14 protein-coding genes and 1 pseudogene are annotated in these 15,955 nt (G+C 62.5%); 9 read left to right on the forward strand and 6 right to left on the reverse strand.

What is annotated here, in order from left to right:
• The first annotated feature begins 6 nt into the window (after positions 1-6).
• Together ABR948_RS24240 and ABR948_RS24245 are read left to right on the forward strand one after the other, a co-directional pair.
• The gene (locus tag ABR948_RS24240; RefSeq protein ID WP_428122963.1) at positions 7-1,467 is read left to right on the forward strand and encodes a caspase family protein; all 1,461 of its coding nucleotides are present in this window, start codon (positions 7-9) and stop codon (positions 1,465-1,467) included.
• A 16-nt stretch (positions 1,468-1,483) separates the two neighbouring features.
• Entirely contained in the window at positions 1,484-2,740 is a 1,257-nt protein-coding gene (locus ABR948_RS24245) for an FAD-dependent oxidoreductase (RefSeq protein ID WP_428122945.1), read from the forward strand.
• Positions 2,741-2,751: 11 nt separating this feature from the next.
• On the opposite strand, the gene ABR948_RS24250 is transcribed toward ABR948_RS24245, so the two are convergent.
• The 4 genes from ABR948_RS24250 to parE form a co-directional block, all read right to left on the reverse strand.
• Positions 2,752-3,522 (reverse strand): SDR family NAD(P)-dependent oxidoreductase, encoded by a 771-nt coding sequence (locus tag ABR948_RS24250; RefSeq protein WP_428122946.1) that lies wholly within the window; start codon positions 3,520-3,522, stop codon positions 2,752-2,754.
• Between the two features lie 24 nt (positions 3,523-3,546).
• Positions 3,547-3,732, reverse strand: a complete 186-nt coding sequence (locus ABR948_RS24255) for a hypothetical protein (RefSeq protein ID WP_428122948.1) — start codon at positions 3,730-3,732, stop codon at positions 3,547-3,549.
• A gap of 217 nt (positions 3,733-3,949) precedes the next feature.
• Positions 3,950-4,738, reverse strand: a complete 789-nt coding sequence (locus ABR948_RS24260; protein WP_428122950.1) for an outer membrane protein — start codon at positions 4,736-4,738, stop codon at positions 3,950-3,952.
• Positions 4,739-4,972: 234 nt separating this feature from the next.
• Positions 4,973-7,042 (reverse strand): DNA topoisomerase IV subunit B, encoded by a 2,070-nt coding sequence (gene parE / locus ABR948_RS24265; RefSeq protein WP_428122951.1) that lies wholly within the window; start codon positions 7,040-7,042, stop codon positions 4,973-4,975.
• A 242-nt stretch (positions 7,043-7,284) separates the two neighbouring features.
• Between parE and ABR948_RS24270 the strand changes: the two genes are divergently transcribed.
• The 3 genes from ABR948_RS24270 (at position 7,285) to argC (ending at position 9,829) form a co-directional block, all read left to right on the forward strand.
• A complete protein-coding gene (locus tag ABR948_RS24270; protein WP_428122953.1) occupies positions 7,285-7,815 on the forward strand; it encodes a DedA family protein in 531 nt (176 codons plus the stop codon).
• A 281-nt stretch (positions 7,816-8,096) separates the two neighbouring features.
• Positions 8,097-8,780: an FMN-binding negative transcriptional regulator gene (locus tag ABR948_RS24275; RefSeq protein WP_428122955.1), complete on the forward strand. Its 684-nt coding sequence runs from the start codon at positions 8,097-8,099 to the stop codon at positions 8,778-8,780.
• On the forward strand, positions 8,780-9,829 hold the full coding sequence (argC, locus tag ABR948_RS24280; protein ID WP_428122956.1) for an N-acetyl-gamma-glutamyl-phosphate reductase: 1,050 nt from the start codon (positions 8,780-8,782) through the stop codon (positions 9,827-9,829). The genes ABR948_RS24275 and argC overlap by 1 nt, the downstream gene beginning before the upstream one ends.
• 53 nt (positions 9,830-9,882) lie before the next feature.
• On the opposite strand, the pseudogene ABR948_RS24285 reads toward argC, so the two are convergent.
• Positions 9,883-10,236, reverse strand: a pseudogene (locus ABR948_RS24285) (MAPEG family protein); the annotation flags it as partial.
• Positions 10,237-10,311: 75 nt separating this feature from the next.
• Positions 10,312-12,117 (reverse strand): PHA/PHB synthase family protein, encoded by a 1,806-nt coding sequence (locus ABR948_RS24290; RefSeq protein WP_428122958.1) that lies wholly within the window; start codon positions 12,115-12,117, stop codon positions 10,312-10,314.
• Between the two features lie 274 nt (positions 12,118-12,391).
• On the opposite strand from ABR948_RS24290, the gene ABR948_RS24295 reads away from it, so the two are divergent.
• From ABR948_RS24295 to ABR948_RS24310, 4 genes are all read left to right on the forward strand, one after another.
• The gene (locus ABR948_RS24295) at positions 12,392-12,721 is read left to right on the forward strand and encodes a hypothetical protein (protein ID WP_428122959.1); all 330 of its coding nucleotides are present in this window, start codon (positions 12,392-12,394) and stop codon (positions 12,719-12,721) included.
• Positions 12,722-12,926: 205 nt separating this feature from the next.
• A complete protein-coding gene (locus ABR948_RS24300) occupies positions 12,927-14,147 on the forward strand; it encodes an LL-diaminopimelate aminotransferase (RefSeq protein WP_428122960.1) in 1,221 nt (406 codons plus the stop codon).
• A 56-nt stretch (positions 14,148-14,203) separates the two neighbouring features.
• A complete protein-coding gene (locus ABR948_RS24305; RefSeq protein ID WP_428122961.1) occupies positions 14,204-15,523 on the forward strand; it encodes a homoserine dehydrogenase in 1,320 nt (439 codons plus the stop codon).
• Positions 15,524-15,704: 181 nt separating this feature from the next.
• The coding region (locus tag ABR948_RS24310) for a fructose-bisphosphatase class II (RefSeq protein WP_428122962.1) at positions 15,705-15,955 on the forward strand (251 nt) is incomplete at its 3' end.

A 15,955-nucleotide genomic window follows, 5' to 3' on the forward strand; every position in this document is an offset into this window, starting at 1 on the left:
GGTTTTTTGGCGTCCTTGCCGGCACTCGCGGCGCCCGCGCAGGCCGTAAAACGCGTCGCGCTGGTGATCGGCAACAACGACTACAAGAACGTTCCCAAGCTGCAGAAGGCGGTCAACGACGCCCGCACCATGGGCGATACGCTCAAGCAGCTCGGCTTTTCGGTGATGGTGGCCGAGAACCAGACGCGGCAGGCGTTCAGCCAGACCCTGCTGGCGTTCGACGCGGCCGTCGATCCCGGCGACACCGCGTTCTTTTTCTACGCCGGCCATGGCTTTGAGATCGCCGGCCAGAATTTCCTGCTGCCGACCGATGTGCCCGCGGCCAGCGAGGGGCAGGAAGAGCTGGTGCGCGATGCCTCCGTGCTCGCCGACCGCATCATCGAGCGGCTGCAGAACAAGAAGGTGCGCACCGCGATCCTGGTGTTCGACGCCTGCCGCAACAATCCGTTTGAGCGCAGTGGCACCCGCGCGGTGGCCGGCGGCGGCGGCCTGGCGCCGATGACGCAATTGCCGGAAGGCGTGTTCTCGGTGTTCTCGGCCGGGCCGCGGCAGACCGCGCTCGACCGGCTGTCGAACAATGACGACAATCCGAATTCGGTGTTCACGCGAACCTTCGCCAAGGAATTATTGCAACCCGGCGAGAACCTGGTTCAGGTGGCCCAGCACACCCGCCGGCTGGTCAGCGAAATGGCGGAGACCGTGAGCCACAAGCAGATCCCGGTTTATTTCGACCAGATGGTCGACGACGTCTTTCTCAACGGCATCGCCAAGGCAGAGCCTGCGGCCGCAAAACCTGCCGAGCCGCCGCAGAAGGTCGCAGCGCTGCCGCCGGTATCGGTGCCGCGCACGGCGCCCTCGAACGATTCCGTCAACGCCCCGATCGCGATGTTCTCTCGCCATAATGGCGGCTGGACCGTGGTGTTTTCGATTCCAGATCCGACGCTGGGAATTTCCTGGCGCATCGGCAATAGCGGTGAATTCCGCGAGACCGGTTTCCTGGACACCCTCGATCCGCGCACCCGCAAGCGGATGCCCAATCCCTCGATCGAGCTTGCCGCCGATGCGCCGGCCGCAACGATCGAGCTGCGCTATGTCGACACGTCGGGCGAATTGCAGGGACCTTTTCCGATCAAGTTCGACCCCGAGGCGGCGCTGATCCATGACCAGCGCAAAATCCTCGATATGACCGCGACCAGCTGGCTGTCGTTTCGCGAGTTCAACGGACTTTTGGTCTATTACACGCACCTGATGTCCTACCGCTGTGCGATCCGGGAAGCGCGCGTCGGCATCGATACCGCGGTTCCCGACAAGGTGCTGAAGATGCCGCCCTGCGATCCCAGGGATCCCAGCGAGATTCCGCGCGATGCGCTGCCCTATCTCAAGCTGGCGCCCTCGACCCAGTTCGTGTCGGTTGAGTTGACTTATCGCGACGGCAGCGTATCGGAGATCAAGAGTTTCCGGCGCTAATCACCAGAGCCAGATCATGGACGCGGGTACTTCTTCGGAACGGCCGAACCGGCGGACGATCACGACGCGATGCTGCATTGTCGGCGGCGGTCCCGCCGGCATGATGCTGGGATATCTCCTGGGGCGGGCCGGCGTCGAAACGCTGGTGCTGGAGAAACACGCCGACTTTTTCCGGGATTTTCGCGGCGACACCGTGCATCCCTCGACGCTGCAGGTGATGGACGAGCTGGGTCTGATCGAAGAATTCCTCAAGCTGCCGCACCAGCAATTGCAAAAGATGGATGGCCAGTTCGGCGGCACTTCGATCCGCATCGCGGATATCAGCCGCACCAAGGCCAAATACCCTTTCATTGCCTTCATGCCGCAATGGGATTTTCTCAATTTCCTGCGCGAGCATGGCAGGCGGTTCGCCTCGCTCAAGGTCATGATGAATGCCGATGCGACCGATCTCATCTGGTCCGGCGACAGGGTCGTCGGTGTGACGGCCAACACGCCGGAAGGTCCGGTCGAGATCCGCGCCGATCTCACGATCGGATGCGACGGGCGGCACTCGGTGGTGCGGCAGTGCGCCGCTCTCGAGGTCGAGGAGATCGGCGCGCCGATGGATGTGCTGTGGTTCCGCGCCGGCAGGCACACGAATGAGGACGAAAGCCTGTTCGCGCGGGTCGATACCGGCAAGATGATGGTGACGTTCGATCGCGGTGATTACTGGCAATGCGCCTATGTGATCGCCAAAGGACAATACGACGCGGTCAAGGCGCGTGGCCTCGATGCATTCCGCGACGATGTGACCGGGATGGCGCCGATCCTGAAATCGGGGATTTCGGACGTCAAGACGTGGGACGATGTGAAACTGCTGACGGTGGCGATCAACCGGCTGAAGCGCTGGACCCGTCCCGGGCTGCTCTGCATCGGCGATGCCGCGCATGCGATGTCGCCGGTCGGCGGCGTCGGCGTCAACCTCGCGGTTCAGGACGCGGTGGCGACGGCGAATCTGCTGGCGGCAAAATTGGTCACCGGTTGTCCATCCGAAGATGAGCTGGATGCGGTGCGCCGGCGGCGGGAGTTTCCGATGCGGATGACGCAGGCGATGCAGGTCATGGTGCAGAACAACATCATCAGCGCCGCGCTCAAGCCGGGCCATCAACCGCTCCGGGTTCCTCTGTTCGCGCGCGTGGTGAATGCCGTGCCATGGCTGCAGGGCATCACCGCGCGGTTCGTTGCGCTCGGCGTGCGCCCCGAGCATGTGCACTCGCCGCTATCGGCCGGCTGACGCCGGGCAGTCTAGCCCATGACCGAAAAGCCGCCATCGACGGGAATGGCGGTGCCGGTGACAAAGTCAGAAGCCGCGGAACTGAGAAACACCGCGATGCCGGCGAAGTCGCCGATCGCGCCCCATCGCGCCGCCGGCGTGCGGGCCAGCACCTTGTCGTGCAGGCCGTCGATCTGTTCGCGGGCGCGCCGGGTCAGGTCGGTATCGATCCAGCCCGGCAGGACCGCATTGACCTGGATATTGTCGGCGGCCCAGGCCACCGCGCAGGAACGGGTGAACTGCACGATGCCGCCTTTGCTCGCGGCGTAGGCCGGCGCGAAGCTGGCGCCGAAGATCGACATCATCGAGCCGATATTGATCACCTTGCCGCCGCCGGCGGCCTTCATGGCCGGGTAGGCCGCCTGCGAGCACAGGAACGCGCTGGTGAGGTTGGTCCTGATCACGCTGTCCCACTCCTCAAGCGACAGCGCATGCGGGGCTTTGCGGATATTGATGCCGGCGTTGTTGACGAGAATGTCGAGCCGGCCAAGCTCACGCCCGACACGCTCGACCATAGCGGCGACGGCTGACGGGTCGGTGACGTCGGCGACGATGGATATCGCCTTGACGCCGAGCCTGGCGAGGTCTGCCACAGCAGCCAGCGATTTCGTCTCGTTGCGTCCGACGATCGCGAGATCGGCGCCGGCTTCCGCCAGCCCGCGCGCCATGCCGAGACCGATGCCGCCGTTACCGCCGGTGACAACAGCTACCTTGCCGCGGAGATCGAACAGGCCGGGTTTCATGGTCGATATCCTTAGATCACATTCTTAGCGCTTGCTCTGCCAGATCAGGATCAGACCCAGCGCGGCCAGCGCGGCGCCATATCCCGCCCACTGCATCTGGCTGATCATGAAGCTCGACGCCGGCCACTTGATCACGCCGGTGCCCTGGCCGATCCAGAGCAGGCCGATGGCGAGCGCGAGCAGGCCGAGGATCAACAGCGAGTTGCGCATGGAATTTCCCTGGGAGTTTCCCGGTTCGCGTTGGCCACGCGGCGATCGCGCGACGGCCGGCAGAGTGGCGCGCGTGCCGATGTCGCGCAAGAGCCGGAATCAGGAGCGGGGAAGACGCTTCGAGCGGAGCACGGTACCCGCTCACGCAAGACACAAAAAAGCCCCGGACAATGCCGGGGCTTTTACGCTGCTGATTTAGCAGAGATCAGCAGTTGGCTCAGTACTTGGCGACCACCGGGCCGGTCCAGTTGAAGCGATAGACCAGCGAGGTGGTAACGGTCTCGTCCCAGGCCTTGAAGGTCGGGGTCGTAACGGCCGGCAAACCGGTCGCGATGACAGTTTCCGGGAGGTTGATGTTGCCATAGTAAGCGGCGCGGTACTCGGTCTTCATGAACAAGCCCGGAAAGCTGATTCCGAAAATGTCGAGGTTGTTCTCGACGCCGCCGCCGACAAAGAAGCCGTTACGCGTGAAAGAACCCGTGGTGGTGAGCGCCGGACCGCCAAAACTCACGCTCGAGAGAGAGGAGCCGGACCATTGCGAGCCGGAATAACCGCCATTCACGTAGGAAAGAACATTCGGGGCAACCAGATAGCCAACCCTCACGCCACCCGCATAGCTGGTCCTGAGCGTCTCCTGGCCCGCCAGATCGAAGAACGTATCGCTGACATTGCCACGAATGTTTCCGAACTGGCCGTCACCCAGGATACCGATGACCCAATTGGTGTTGACCTGCCAGTCGTATCCGGCACCGACGGTTCCCAACCAGCCGCTGCCACCGTTGCGCTGACCAGTCCCGAGGGCAACACCAGTAGCCGTGGCCACCGTGCCATTGTCGGCATTCCAGAGTCCACCGCCGCCGCCGCCGAAGATGTAGAAGCCGGTCCAGCTCGGGGGTGGCGGGACCACGACCGGAGCCTTGGTGTAGGTCCGTGCGGGAAGGTCAGCCGCGAGAGCCGATCCCGTAAACGCCGCGACCGCGGTCAGAGCCAATACCAACTTTTTCATTTCAAATTCCTCAGTGTCCCGGCGCCAGCAACTGATCGCGCCAAACAAGTGCACATGGTCCCGAATCTCATGAAGAGTTATAGCCGGTTTGGCCCAAAAAGCTGTTGCCGGGTAGGCACACCCGCCGGAAAACAACCCGAGGGAAAAGCTCAAAAAAGCCCCAAAAACGTGCCAAATTCACCCAAAGTGACGACAAAACGGTCCTCAGATACCCCCAAATGACCGGCCGTGATCCTAAACGTCCAGCAGGTCCTCCCTGGCGTACGGGGCCTTGTCGGAAATGAAGGCGAAGCGGGCCTCCGCCTTGGTGCCCATCAGGCGCTCGACCGAATCGGCGGTACCCTCGCGATCGTCGGCTAACAGCACCACGCGCAGCATGGTGCGTTTGGCCGGGTCCATCGTGGTTTCCTTCAATTGCGCCGGCATCATTTCGCCGAGGCCCTTGAAGCGACCGACATCGACCTTGGCATTGGCGTTGAACTCGCTCTTCAAGAGCGCGTCCTTGTGGGCCTCGTCGCGGGCATAGACCGTCTTGCTGCCGTGGGTCAGGCGGAACAGCGGCGGCACCGCGAGATAGAGATGGCCTTCATCGATCAGCCGCGGCATCTGCCGATAGAAGAACGTGATCAGCAGCGAGGCGATATGGGCGCCGTCGACGTCGGCATCGGTCATGATGATGATGCGGGCGTAACGCAAATCCTCTTCGCGATAATGCGCGCCGGTACCGCAGCCGATCGCCTGCATCAGGTCGGCGAGCTGCGCATTGGCGGTGAGCTTGTCTTTGGTCGCGGAGGCGACGTTGAGGATTTTTCCGCGCAGGGGCAGGATCGCCTGGGTCTTGCGGTCGCGCGCCTGCTTGGCGCTGCCGCCGGCCGAGTCGCCCTCGACGATGAACAGTTCCGAGCCTTCCGAGGCCGTGTTGGTGCAGTCGGAGAGCTTGCCGGGCAGGCGCAGCTTCTTGACCGCCGTCTTGCGCGAAATTTCCTTCTCGGCGCGGCGGCGCAGCCGCTCGTCGGCGCGCTCGACAACGAACTCCAGCAGTTTGTTGGCCTGCAGGGGATTGCCGGACAGCCAGTGGTCGAACGGATCCTTGATGGCCTGCTCGACGATGCGTTGCGCCTCCGCGGTGGCGAGGCGGTCCTTGGTCTGGCCCTGGAATTCCGGTTCGCGCACGAACACCGAGAGCATCACGGCCGCGCCGACCATGACGTCTTCCGAGGTGATGGAGGTGGCGCGCTTGCCCTGGCCGACGCGCTCGGCGTGATCTTTGAGGCCGCGCAGCAGCGCGCTGCGCATGCCGGATTCATGGGTGCCGCCATCCGGCGTCGGCACGGTGTTGCAGTAGGAGGACATGAATCCGTCGGCGTCCGCGGTCCAGGCCACCGCCCATTCACAGGCACCGTGGGCGCCGTTGCGGCCGGATTTGCCGGCGAAGATATCCGGATGCACCAGGGTGTCGGCATGAACGGCCGCGCCGAGATAGTCCTTCAATCCACCGACGAAGTGGAAGGTGTCCTCGGCCGGAACATCCTCAATGCCCTTCAACAGCGCCGGGTCGCAGCGCCAGCGAATCTCTACCCCGCCGAACAGATAGGCTTTCGAACGCGCCATCTTGAACAGGCGCTGCGGCTTGAACGTGGCCTTGGCGCCGAAAATGTCGGTGTCCGGCTTGAAGCGAATTTTGGTGCCGCGGCGGTTGTTGATCTTGCCGAGATCTTCGAGCTTGCCCTTGGGATGGCCGCGCTCGAACGCCATGCGGTAGAGCTTCTGGCTGCGGGCGACCTCGACCTCGAGCCGCGACGACAGCGCATTCACCACGGAGACGCCGACGCCGTGCAGGCCGCCCGAGGTCTCATACACCTTGGAGTCGAATTTGCCGCCGGAATGCAGCGTGCACATGATGACTTCGAGCGCGGACTTCTTCGGAAATTTCGGATGCGGATCGACCGGAATGCCGCGGCCATTGTCGGTGACGGTCAGGAACCCGTCGGCGCCCAATTCCACTTCGATGAACGAGGCATGGCCGGCCAGCGCCTCGTCCATCGCGTTATCGATGACTTCGGCGAACAGGTGATGCAGCGCTTTCTCGTCGGTGCCGCCGATATACATGCCCGGTCGGCGGCGAACCGGCTCAAGGCCTTCCAGCACCTCGATGTCGCGCGCGGTATAGCCGGCCTCGGCGCTTGCCGCGCGGGATGCCACCTTGAGCGATGGCCGGCCCTTGGGCTCGGAGGCCTTGGACTCAGGGGCGCCAAAGAGGTCATTGGCTTTGGCTTTTATATTTGATTTCAATGGTTTTGGCATGTTTTTTCATGTGTTGCGCGCGCTTTTGATAGCGCGAATCAGTTCCCCTGACTATGCCATGGATGAGCTTAAAAAGTGACGGCTGGAGCCGGGCCGTCGGTCGCGCACGATCCCCCACCTTTGTGACTTGATGTCGTGGAACGGGCTGGCGTACCTGTTCTTGCTTGTTCTTGGGCATTGAAACTGTAGAAAAGTTCCGCGCCTTGCTCGAACAGGCCGGTATCCGGGGAGGCGTTCACGACATGGAAGATTTCGCGCGCGCGCTGGCCGATTTTGTGCGCGATCATCAGGCATGGGCTGCCCCGATCGTTCTGTTGCTGGCGTTCGGGGAATCGCTCGCTTTCATCTCGCTATTGATCCCGGCCTGGGGCGCGCTGGTCGCCATCGGCGCGTTGATCGGCGTCAGCGGGATCAGTTTCTGGTCGGTGTGGATTGCGGGCGGGATTGGTGCCGCGCTTGGCGACTGGATCTCCTACTGGTTCGGCTTCAAATACAAGGAACATGTCGCGCAGATGTGGCCGCTGTCGCGCTACCCTGAGATCCTGCCGCGCGGCGAAGCCTTCGTGCAAAAATGGGGCGCACCCAGCATCTTCATAGGACGTTTTTTCGGCCCGTTGCGGGCCTCGGTGCCGCTCGCAGCCGGAATATTCGAGATGTCGTATTGGCGCTTTCAAATCGCCAATTGGGTATCGGCGCTGGTGTGGTCGGCTGCATTGCTGCTGTTCGGCGACGTGATCGGCCAGATCGCCGAATGGCTCTGGCGCACCGTGTGAAGTCGGCCTGACGATGCTGGTGCCCGGTGCGGGTGTTATGACAAGGCGCTGTGACAGCCCGGCGATCTAATTTCTTGACGAAAACCGGGCGTGGCCTTATAGCCGCGCCCATGATCAACGCCGCGACCATCCTCACCGCCCGCCGCCGCCGCATTATCGCGGTATGGGCGGACGTCTGCGTTTAAGATTGTCGCCTCTGCCGCCGGATCCGGTCCGCGGCATTTTCCTAACCCTGCAGCGCGATCCGATCAGGCGGCTCCTACGTCAAGCAGGAGTTTGAAATGTATACGCCTCCGATGTTCAAGCCCGATCGCGCCGCCAGCCTTGCCTTTGCGCAAGCGCGCGGATTCGGCACGGTCTGCGCGTGGGAAGGCGGCAAGCCGATCGCATCATCCTTGCCGTTTTACCTGGCTTTTGCGGATGACGGCACGCCACAAATGGCGTTCCACGTCGCGCGGCATAATCCGCTGGTGAAACTCGCGGACGGGACATCGTCGTGGCTGATGGCCGTGACGGGGGCGGACGCCTACGTTTCGGCCGACTGGTACGTGTCGCCGGATCAGGTGCCGACCTGGCTGTATCAGGCGGTGCACCTGACCGGCACGGTTCGCAAATTATCCGATCATGAACTCGGCCCGCATCTCGACGTGCTCAGTGCCAAATTCGAAAACTGGCTGGCGCCGAAACCACCCTGGATGTCGTCGAAGATGACGGCGGGGCGCCTGGCCGCGATGAAGCAGGCGATCGTCGGTCTGGTGATGACGGTCGAGGAGATCGAGGGCAGTTTCAAGCTCAACCAGCACAAATCCGACGTCGATCACGTGGCTGTGGCGACGGCATTGGCGCGGCAACCGGAGGTCGCCGCCCAGGTTCTGGCGGGGGAAATGCGTGCGCTGCGCCCGCATTTGTTCGCAGCCGAGACGACACAATTGAATGCTAACACGATGCCAGAGGACATGATGTGATGGGCACAAAGAAGAAGATCGGCATTCTCGGTGCGTCCGGCTACACCGGCGCCGACGCGGTGCGCCTGCTGGCGCGGCATCCCAACGCCGAGATCGTTGCGCTCACCGCAAATACCCATGCCGGCAAGACCATGGATGAGGTATTTCCGCATTTCTTCATGCTGGACCTGCCACGGCTGGTGGAATGGGAAAAGGTCGATTGGACCAAGCTCGATGCGGTGTTCTGCGGGCTGCCGCATGGCACGACGCAGGAGATCATCGCGGCCGTCATCGCGGCCAATCCGGCCATCAAAATCCTCGACATGTCGGCGGATTTCCGGCTTCGCGACATGAACACCTACGCGCAATGGTACGGCCACGAGCACCGCGCAACGGAACTTCAGGGCGAAGCCGTCTATGGCCTCACCGAGTTCTATCGCGAGAAAATCACCGCGGCGCGGCTTGTCGCCTGTCCCGGATGCTATCCGACCGCGGCGCTGATGGCGCTGGTGCCGATCGCAAGAGCAAAGCTGATCGACGTGGATGACATCGTCATTGACGCCAAATCAGGCGTGACCGGCGCAGGCCGCGGCCTCAAGCAGAACACGCTGTTCAGCGAAGTTGGCGAGGGGCTTTCGCCCTATTCGGTGGGTACGCATCGGCACGCGCCGGAGATCGAACAGGAGATCGGCGTCGCGGCAGGCGCCAAGGTGACGGTCAACTTCACGCCGCACCTTATTCCGATGAGCCGGGGCGAACTCTGCACGTCCTACGTCAAACTTAACGGTGCGACCGCGGATGATCTGCGTGCCGCGCTTGAGAAAGCCTACCGCGACGAACCGTTCGTGCATGTCGCGAAAAAGGGCGTGCTACCGCAGACGCAGAACGTTCGCGGCTCGAACTATGTGCAGATCGGCGTATTCGGCGACCGCATCAAGAACCGCGCGATCGTTATTTCGGTGCTCGATAATCTGGTGAAGGGATCGGCGGGACAGGCGATCCAGAACATGAACCTGATGCTTGGACTTCCCGAAACCACCGGGCTGGAGCAGATCGCGCTGTTTCCGTGAGGTATTCCATCGCTATCGTGTGACGCGCGCAGATGCGCGCGCGTCCCATGATGGAAGAGTGCCGTCTCAGAGAATCTGCGGAACACCGGCAGGCCCAGCGTGTAGACGATCAGGTGCGCGACGCGGGCCCAGAAATACACCGCGCAGGCGATTACGGTCCATTGGCTGGAATAGTCGATCGCGTTGAGGATCAGCACCAAGGGAGCGAACAGGACGAGGTTTTCGACCGCATTGTCATGCGCGAACATCAGCCGCGTGGCCCATTCCGCATGTGGCTTGTCGTTGCGGGAGGGATTGGCCATCGCGCCGCCGAGGCCACGAACCTGACAGCGATTGAGCGTATAGGGGACCCACAGCAGCCCCGTCAGAATGACCGTCAGTGTCAGCCAGAACAATTCGCGTGTCATAGATTTCCCCTCAATCCAGGTTTCAAGTCCCGTCCCGGCGGGACGATCTGTTGTATTCAAACACCGATCATGGCGCTAGGCGCGGACCCGGACGTAACTGCCGGGCGCATCCTCGATCGGCGGCAGCGCCGCTGTGCCGACGGCGCGCGCGGGCATTTCCTCCGCATCGATGCTCGCCAGCCACTGGCGCCAGTCGGGCCACCACGATCCCTTATGCTCCTGCGCGCCCTTGATCCAGTCGGCCAGCGCAACGTCCTTGATATTGTCGTTGGTCCAGAACTGGTATTTGCCCGACGATGGCGGGTTGACCACGCCGGCGATATGCCCGGATCCGGACAGCACGTATTTGACCGGGCCACCGAAAAACTGCGAGCCGTACAGCACGGAATCGGCCGGCGCGATGTGATCCTCGCGGGTCGCTAGATTGTAGATCGGCACCTTGACCTTCGACAGATCGAGCAGCGTGTTGTCCAGCACCATGGTGCCTGCGGACAGCCGGTTCTCCAGATAGCAGTTGCGCAGATAGTACGAATGGTTCGCCGCCGGCATCCGCGTCGCGTCCGAATTCCAGTGCAGCAGATCGAATGCCGAGGGCGGCTGGCCCTTCAGGTAATTGCTGACGACATAGGACCAGATCAGATCGTTCGAGCGCAGCATGTTGAAGGCCATCGCCATCTTGCTGCCTTCGAGCACACCCGCCGCCTGCATGTCGCGCTCCAGTGCGGAGATCTGGTCTTCGTCGACGAACACCAGGAGATCGCCGGCGCGGGTGAAATCGACCTGTGCGGCCAGAAACGTCGCCGACGTCACCCGCACCCGGCGCTTTTCCGCCAGCCATGCCAGCGTCGAGGCGAGCAGGGTGCCGCCGACGCAGTAGCCCATGGTGTGGACCTTCATCTCGCCGGTGGCCCGTTCGATGGCGTCCATCGCCGCCAGCGGCCCCCCCTTCATGTAATCCTCGAAAGTCTTGGCTCCGAGGCTCTTGTCCGGGTTGACCCAGGAAATCACGAACACCGTGAGCCCCTGATCGACACACCATTTGATGAAGGATTTTTCCGGCTTGAGGTCGAGGATATAGAACTTGTTGATCCACGGCGGCACGATCAGAAGCGGCGTGCGCAGCACGCATTCCGTTGACGGCGCGTACTGGATCAGCTGCATCAGCTCGTTCTGGAAGATCACCTTGCCCGGGGTCGTCGCCATGTTGACGCCGACCACGAGATTGGAGGGATCGGATTGGCGAATGCGCAGCGTGCCGTGTCCGGCCTCGACGTCTTCCGCCAGCATCTTCATGCCGCGAACGAGGTTGTCGCCGTTGGACGCCAGCGTCGCGCGCAGCACCTCCGGATTGGTCAGCACGAAGTTCGACGGCGACAGCGCGTTGGTGATCTGCTGGACGTAGAATTCGGCTTTCTTGCGGGTGTGGGGGTCGAGACCCTCGGCGTTGCGCACGAGGTCATGGGCCCACTGCGTGGTGAGCAGATAGAGTTGCAAAACGAAATCGAAGAACTGGTTCGACTTCCATTCCGGGTCGCTGAACCGCCGGTCGCGCGGCGAGGGCGCGATCGCCGGCTTCGCGTCTTCGCCGGCCATGCGGCGCATCGACGACCCCCACAGATCGATATAGGCCTTGGTCAGTTTCGACTTCAGCTCGGCCGAGCGCGTTTCGTCCGACAGCCAGAATTCCGCCACCGCGCTGAACGTCTTGATGACTTCGCCGAGTTCGTTGGGCGGCTTGTCCCTGGCTTCGCCGTTCTCGCGCGGCTTGAGATAGGCGGCGAGCGCCTGGCCGCTGCTCTGCATCGCCCGCGCGAGGTTCATCGAGAACGCCTCGGGGTCGAACTTTGTTGCGCTCTGGGTTTCAGTCGTGACGTCGGCCATAGCCTGACACTATAGGTTCATTTCAAGTTCGTCACCGCGCAGATCGACGATGATGGCGGCGATGTCAATCTCGGCGTCGGACGTGCTGCACCGCGACAAAGAATCTTGGTTCTGTCATATTCAGGCCCCAACGGTGCGATTTGTTGTTTGGGCTTTAATGGTTTTTGGGGGACAATCGTTTGGCGCTGCAGCAACTGCTGATGAAACAAGCGGCATTCGTTGTTAAATGAGCAGCAGCCGGATTCACGTCGGCGAAGTGGGGACTTCCGGACGCATGTCGATCGATCGAACAAAGCGGGCATGGGCCTTGGGAGCGCTGCTGCTGTCGGCGCTGGCGCTTGGCGGCTGCTCTATTTCGATCGCCGATCTGCCGCTGGGCGGTACGCCGGCGGACGCGCCCGGACATCAGAAGGAAGCCGGTGCCTATCTTCCGGTAAATGAATTGCCTCCGGATCGGGACGAAGCCGCGATGGACCCGGCGCAGCGGGCCAAGATCCAGAAAGAACTCGTCGCCGCGCGGGACCACCAGGCCTCTGTGACTTCAGCCAAAGACCAGACCGCAAACTCGGCCACGAACTCTGCCACCAACTCAGCCACCAAGTAACCGCCAGGTTATCTTGCGGCTGGCGCGACCGGTCGTCCGTGGTAAAAGAAGCCAATTCAACCGCAAATCAGGGCAAAGACACGATTTTGCGTCTGAATTCGACCTAAATCCTTGATTTAGCTCGATTTCTGGACAAAGACGAATTCCATCTCGTTGCAAAGCCTGTCGGTGATTCCAGCCTTATCGGTTGTCGGAGCAAGGTCCCATGGAAGAGTTCTACCGCATTCGCCGTCTGCCGCCTTATGTGTTCGAGCAGGTCAACCGCGCCAAGGCCGCGGCACGCAATGCCGGCGCCGATATCATTGACCTCGGCATGGGCAATCCGGATCTGTCGACGCCGGCCCATGTCATCGAAAAGCTGAAGGAAACGCTGGGCAAGCCGCGGACCGACCGCTACTCGGCGTCGCGCGGCATCACCGGCCTGCGCAAGGCGCAAGCCGGCTATTACGAGCGGCGCTTTGGCGTGAAGCTCAATCCGGAAACCCAGATCGTTGCGACGCTGGGCTCGAAAGAGGGCTTTGCCAATGTGGCGCAGGCGATCACCGCGCCCGGCGATGTCATCCTGTGTCCGAACCCGAGCTATCCGATCCATGCCTTTGGATTTCTGATGGCCGGCGGCGTGATCCGCTCGGTGCCCTCGGAGCCGACGCCGCAATTCTTCGAGGCGGTCGAGCGGGCGATCATCCATTCGATCCCGAAGCCGCTCGCGATCGTCGTCTGTTACCCGTCCAATCCGACCGCCTATGTCGCGAGCCTCGATTTCTACCGCGATCTGGTGGCGTTCGCGAAGAAGCACGAGATCTTCATTCTGTCCGACCTCGCTTATGCGGAAGTCTATTTCGACGACAATAATCCGCCGCCCTCGGTGCTGCAGGTTCCCGGCGCGATCGATGTCACCGTGGAATTCACCTCGATGTCGAAGACGTTTTCGATGGCCGGCTGGCGGATGGGGTTTGCGGTCGGCAATGAGCGGATCATCGCGGCACTGGCGCGAGTGAAATCCTATCTCGATTATGGCGCGTTCACGCCCATTCAGGTCGCCGCGACCGCGGCGCTGAACGGTCCGGACGATTGTATCCGCGAGATGCGCGACACCTATCGCAAACGTCGCGATGCGCTGGTGGAATCATTCGGTCGCGCCGGCTGGGAGATTCCGCCGCCCGAGGCCTCGATGTTCGCCTGGGCGCCGCTGCCCGAGGCCTTCCGCGGCGTCGGCAGCATGCAGTTCGCGACCCTGATGGTGGAGAAATCCGGCGTCGTGGTTTCGCCCGGGGTCGCCTTCGGCGAGCATGGCGAGGGCTATGTGCGCATCGCCATGGTGGAAAACGAGCAACGTATCCGCCAGGCCGCCCGCGGCGTGCGTCGCTTCCTTGAAAGCGGCATAGAAACGTTGCACAACGTGGTTCCTCTCGCCAACCGGCGCTAGGTGTGATCCCGCTGGGTCATGCCTGGTTCTGATTTCTCCAGCAGGTTTTTCGCGTCATGGTCGCACCCCTGAAAGTGGGTATTGCGGGGCTCGGCACTGTTGGCGCCGAAGTCGTTCGCCTCATCGAGCAGCAGGGCCGCGCTTTGTCGGCGCGCTGCGGGCGTGGCGTGCGTGTCGTCGCCGTCACGGCGCGTTCGAAGGTGAAAAAGCGCGGTCTCGATCTGCGCGGCGTTACCTGGGCCAAAAACGCGCTGGCGCTGGCCAGCGATCCCGGCATCGATTGTTTTGTCGAATTGATGGGCGGGGCGGGTGAGCCCGCATTGTCGGCGATCGAGGCGGCGCTGCAATCCGGCAAATCGGTGGTGACGGCCAACAAGGCGCTGATCGCCAGGCATGGACTGCGGTTGGCGAAGTCAGCCGAAAAGCATGGCGGCGCGCTGAATTTCGAGGCCGCCGTCGGCGCCGCGATTCCTGTCGTCAAGACCCTGCGCGAGGGTCTGGCGGGTACCGACGTCAACCGCGTCTACGGTATTCTCAACGGCACCTGCAATTACATCCTGACCCGGATGGAACAGGAGGGGTTGTCGTTCGCCGAATGTCTGAAGGACGCGCAGCGCCTGGGCTATGCCGAGGCCAATCCGTCGTTCGATGTCGATGGCCACGATACCGCGCAGAAACTGGCGATTCTGGCCAGTCTCGCCTTTGGCACCAAGGTCGCGCAGAGCGCGGTGTATGTCGAAGGCATCTCCTCGATCGCACCGGAGGATTTGCGCGCGGCCGAGGAACTCGGTTTTCGCGTCAAACTGCTCGGGGTCGCGGTGCGAACCGCAAAAGGCATCGAACAGCGCGTGCATCCGACCATGGTGCCGAAATCCTCCTCGATCGCGCAGGTCATGGGCGTCACCAACGCGGTCACCATCGACGGGGCGGGAATTTCGCCGATCACACTGGTCGGTCCGGGCGCCGGGGGAGCCGCGACGGCATCGGCCGTGGTCGCCGACATTGCCGATGTCGCGCGCGGGATCCGCGCGATGCCGTTCGGGCGTCCGGTGGCAAGGTTGCGCGCGACCAAAAAGGCGCCAATGGAGCGCCACGAGGGTGGCTATTATATCCGGCTGATGGCGCGGGATTTGGCTGGCACTGCCGCAACCATCGCCACCCGGCTCGCCGAGCAGAAAATTTCGATTGAATCGATTGTGCAGCGCCATCCCGACGGCGTTGACGCCAGCGGCGTGGCGAGGAAAGCTGCGCCGGTGCCGGTCATTCTGATAACCTATGCCACCAGCGAGGACGCGGTTCACCGCGCGTTGCAGGCGGTGCAGCGCGACAAGGTGATCAGCGGCCGGCCGCAGGTGATACGGATCGAGAAAAACTAGAGCATGATCCGGAAAAGTGGGAACCGGTTTTCCTCGGGACAAACGCAAAGCGTTTGCTCGGAGATCATGCTCTAACAAAGGGATGGGATCACGATCTAGCGTGTGGTCCGAACCAACGATGCGAGAAGCGATTATATGCGGGCCGAAAGATCCGCAGTGAAGTCATAAAAGGAGTTCGCCGATGTCGACCCATATTTCCGTTCCGCCGCAGCTATTGCTGGAGCGCGTCCTGACGCTCGAGATCGTGCGGGTGACGGAGCGCGCGGCGGTATCCGCGGCGAGGCTGCGCGGCCATGGCAACGAGAAAGCCGCCGACCAGGCCGCCGTCGACGCGATGCGCCGTGAACTCAACAAGCTGCCGATCGAAGGCACCGTGGTGATCGGCGAGGGCGAACGCGACGAGGCGCCGATGCTGTTTATCGGCGAGAAGGT

Source organism: Bradyrhizobium sp., assembly GCF_050014615.1.
GTDB lineage: Bacteria > Pseudomonadota > Alphaproteobacteria > Rhizobiales > Xanthobacteraceae > Bradyrhizobium.

Excerpts from the sequence above, each read along its gene's own strand:
- ABR948_RS24295 (WP_428122959.1), top strand. The coding sequence starts at position 12,392 with ATGTCGATCGATCGAACAAAGCGGGCATGGGCCTTGGGAGCGCTGCTG.
- ABR948_RS24300 (WP_428122960.1), top strand. The coding sequence starts at position 12,927 with ATGGAAGAGTTCTACCGCATTCGCCGTCTGCCGCCTTATGTGTTCGAG.
- ABR948_RS24270 (WP_428122953.1), top strand. The coding sequence starts at position 7,285 with ATGGAAGATTTCGCGCGCGCGCTGGCCGATTTTGTGCGCGATCATCAG.
- ABR948_RS24255 (WP_428122948.1), bottom strand. The coding sequence starts at position 3,732 with ATGCGCAACTCGCTGTTGATCCTCGGCCTGCTCGCGCTCGCCATCGGC.
- ABR948_RS24275 (WP_428122955.1), top strand. The coding sequence starts at position 8,097 with ATGTATACGCCTCCGATGTTCAAGCCCGATCGCGCCGCCAGCCTTGCC.
- parE (WP_428122951.1), bottom strand. The coding sequence starts at position 7,042 with ATGCCAAAACCATTGAAATCAAATATAAAAGCCAAAGCCAATGACCTC.
- ABR948_RS24290 (WP_428122958.1), bottom strand. The coding sequence starts at position 12,117 with ATGGCCGACGTCACGACTGAAACCCAGAGCGCAACAAAGTTCGACCCC.
- ABR948_RS24305 (WP_428122961.1), top strand. The coding sequence starts at position 14,204 with ATGGTCGCACCCCTGAAAGTGGGTATTGCGGGGCTCGGCACTGTTGGC.
- ABR948_RS24260 (WP_428122950.1), bottom strand. The coding sequence starts at position 4,738 with ATGAAAAAGTTGGTATTGGCTCTGACCGCGGTCGCGGCGTTTACGGGA.
- argC (WP_428122956.1), top strand. The coding sequence starts at position 8,780 with ATGGGCACAAAGAAGAAGATCGGCATTCTCGGTGCGTCCGGCTACACC.
- ABR948_RS24245 (WP_428122945.1), top strand. The coding sequence starts at position 1,484 with ATGGACGCGGGTACTTCTTCGGAACGGCCGAACCGGCGGACGATCACG.
- ABR948_RS24250 (WP_428122946.1), bottom strand. The coding sequence starts at position 3,522 with ATGAAACCCGGCCTGTTCGATCTCCGCGGCAAGGTAGCTGTTGTCACC.